Consider the following 3,478-nt stretch of genomic DNA (forward strand, 5'->3'; position numbering starts at 1 on the left):
TTTTACCTGTCGACCAATGCCAAAGGCTGTAACACCTCGGCTATCTGGCGTGCCCATAAACACGGCGCGTTATTTGCCAATCCCTGTTTTACACAGATACATCCCACCTGCATTCCACAACATGGTGAGCTGCAATCCAAACTCACGTTAATGAGCGAATCATTGCGCAACGATGGTCGCATCTGGGCACCGAAAAATCCTGCCGATTGCGGACGCGATCCACGGGATATTCTGGAACAGGATAGGGATTATTTTCTGGAACGCATGTATCCGGCGTTTGGTAATCTGGTGCCACGCGATATTGCCTCACGGGCGGTCAAACATATTTGTGANNCAAGACCAATGTGGATTTAAATTAAATGATAAGTTCGTTACTTATAAAGATTACGATGAAATCAAATCGTTTCACGATGACAGAAAGTGGAAGGACAATCCTGATTTAACTTGGGGTAGTTGGGTTAAACCAATTTGGCCATCCAATCGTTCTCTTCAAGGTTCAATACCAACACCATATATTTTTGATGACAGACCAAGATTTGAGGATTTTGCTGATGCCATCAAAGAACAGGGTGCTGATGTTATAAACGAAAAATACGGCAACCTGTTTGATATGTATCAGCGGATCACTTCTGAAGATCCGACCCAACAGCCCATGCGCATTTATCCTGCGGTACATTACACCATGGGGGGATTGTGGGTGGATTACAATCTGATGACCTCAGTTGATGGTCTGTTTGCCGGTGGTGAAGCCAACTTTTCCGATCACGGTGCCAATCGACTGGGTGCCAGTGCATTAATGCAGGGTTTGGCAGATGGTTATTTTATTCTGCCAACCACAGTTTCTGATTATCTTGCCCGACAAACGCCTTTGGAAGATAAAGACTATCCCGAAGTGCAGCAGGCTATGAACTATTCGCAATCGCGTTTGGATCGACTGTTAAATGCGCCTGAACCTAAACAAACGCCCGATCATTTTCATCGTCGGCTGGGTAAGATCTTATGGGATCACTGCGGCATGGCACGTAATGAATTTGCTTTAAAGCAGGCGATTGAAGAGATTCAGCAACTACGTGAACAGTTCTGGCGTGAAATCAAAATCAGCGGTAACGATAAACAGCTGAATCAAACCCTGGAAAGAGCAGGCCGGGTTGCCGACTTTATGGAACTGGGTGAGTTAATGTGTATTGATGCCCTGAGCCGTGAAGAGTCCTGTGGCTGTCATGCCCGTGTAGAACATCTGACCAGCAACGGTGAAGTGCAACGGCGTGATAACGATTTTGGATTTGTTTCTGCCTGGCAATTTACCGGTGACGTTGTGCAGCCAAAACTGATCAAAGAGCCTTTGCATTTTGATTTTGTCAGCCCCGGGATACGGAATTACCAATGAATTTTATTCTGCATATATGGCGTCAGGCTTCTCCCCAAGACGACGGGTTTTTTGAAAAGCATGAGTTGGAAGTGGAAGCAGAATCTTCTTTTCTGGAAATGCTTGATGCCTTGAATGAACGGCTTATCGGTCTTGGAAAAGAAGCGATTGTCTTTGATCATGACTGTCGTGAAGGGATCTGTGGCAGTTGCAGTCTGGTGATTAACGGTGAACCGCATGGACGGCATCAGGCCACTACGACCTGTCAGCAATATATGCGTGACTATCATGATCAGAATGAATTATGGATTGAACCCTGGCGAGCTACAGCGTTTCCGGTGATAAAGGATTTGATGGTGGATCGCAGTGCGTTTGATCGTATTATTCAGGCGGGGGGCTACATCCCTGTCAGAACCGGCGCTGCGCCGGAAGCCAACACTCAGCCAGTCGCTAAACCCGTCGCTGACAAAGCGTTTGATGCAGCAACCTGCATTGGCTGTGGTGCTTGCGTGGCGGTATGTCCCAATGCCTCAGCTACATTGTTTATCGCAGCCAAAGTCAGTCATTTGAGTAGTCTTCCACAGGGACAGCTGGACACAAAGCGTCCCGCCAGAATGTTAGCCCGTATGGAAGCTGAAGGCTTTGGCAGTTGCAGTAATTACCGGGAATGTGAGCGGGTTTGCCCTAAACAGATCGGTACAGATACCATTAGCAAAATGAATAAACTGTTATACCAACGTTAACCTCGGCAACATTCATGATTAAATAACCCCGGAATCTGCCATTACGGCAAGTTCTGTTACATCATTGTATAACGCGCTTAACCCCCTTCCGGAGCCTCTAGATGGTAGAAGATCTGCTCAGCAAACTTGATTCAATTACGGATAAACGTCGGGTGGTGCTGATATTTTCGGCCGAAGATGAGCAGGAAGTTCAAGATCAGATATTGCCTAAATTACCCGAGCAGCAATGGGAAATCGAACTCAGCAATTTTCAGGCAGCACAACAGTATCAATTTGCTGATGATCAATTGGTGATCAGCTACCTCAATGATGAATGTCTGCGAGATTTGATGTTACAGGCGCGTGAACAGGAGTGGACAATAGGCCTGTTACCGCATCCCGGAATGAAACACGCACGTTACGGGTTTGGCATTGCTGCCAACTTAGATGATGCCCTCAGCGATATTATGAATAACGATGCATCGCAACTGGATTTGTTGCTATGCAATCAACGTCCGGTTTTCAATTCGGTCATTGTGGGACAAACTTTTACTCTGGTGCCCGGTGAAGCAATGGTTGAGCCATTCTGGGCTCGCGTTCGACGTTTCTGGCGTTTAATGCGCAGTCTGAAAGAAGTGCGTTTTACCCCCTTTACCATTACCACACAGAAAGAAAAGGTTGTTGAAACCGCTGCTTTCGGAATCGTGGCGGTTGAGCATGGCAGAAGTTCAGTTTTATCACGTCGTTTTATGCCCGACTCCAACGCCAATGATGGCATGTTGCATGCTTTAGTACTGGCGCCGCGAAGCGTATTTGAAATGTTACGGTTTTTATTTGCTTCATTGTTCATGCGCAATATCTGGAGCCGAAATAACCCGCCGTTTATAGGTTTTATTAAAAGCAGCCAGTTAAAGCTGGAAACCAGTAAACCTATTAAATACAACCATGATGAAATGGTATCTGAAGCAGAGCAATTGGAATTTAACGTTGAGCGAAGGGCCGTTCGCCTGATACCCGGACGTTTGCTGGCATTAGCTGAAAGTGGCGGAGAGCAGAAGGAAATCGTTCGAACACAGGCATTGCCATTGGGCAAAGCTCGTAATGAACTGATCAGTTATCCATTGCCATGGATGCATCATGCTGCTCCGGAAGAGTTCAAAGATTTATTTATGATGATGCGAGAGAGTGCCAAGGCAACGCCTGCCTATCTAACGCTGATGGTGCTATCTACATTACTGGCTGCGTTCGGTTTATTTGCCAATTCCATTCCAGTGGTGATTGGTGCAATGATTCTGGCACCGTTAATGGGACCAATTATTTCGATGTCACTGGGCACTCTGCGTCAGGATGATTCTTTGATGCTGGAAAGCGGTAAAAGTATTGCGATAGG

2 protein-coding genes and 1 pseudogene are annotated in these 3,478 nt (G+C 46.5%); all 3 read left to right on the top strand.

The annotated features are described in order from the left end of the window. Nucleotides 1-541 precede the first annotated feature (541 nt). A pseudogene (locus B3O33_RS08655) lies at nucleotides 542-1,387 on the top strand (FAD-binding protein); the annotation flags it as partial. Further along, nucleotides 1,384-2,109: a succinate dehydrogenase/fumarate reductase iron-sulfur subunit gene (locus tag B3O33_RS08660; protein ID WP_292359950.1), complete on the top strand. Its 726-nt coding sequence runs from the start codon at nucleotides 1,384-1,386 to the stop codon at nucleotides 2,107-2,109. The pseudogene B3O33_RS08655 and the gene B3O33_RS08660, both read left to right, overlap by 4 nt. A 101-nt stretch (nucleotides 2,110-2,210) precedes the next feature. Next, nucleotides 2,211-3,478, top strand: a 1,268-nt coding sequence (locus B3O33_RS08665; protein ID WP_292363424.1) for a DUF389 domain-containing protein, incomplete at its 3' end; no start/stop codon positions are given.

The sequence above is a fragment of the Methylophaga sp. UBA1464 genome (assembly GCF_002325665.1).
Lineage (GTDB): Bacteria > Pseudomonadota > Gammaproteobacteria > Nitrosococcales > Methylophagaceae > Methylophaga.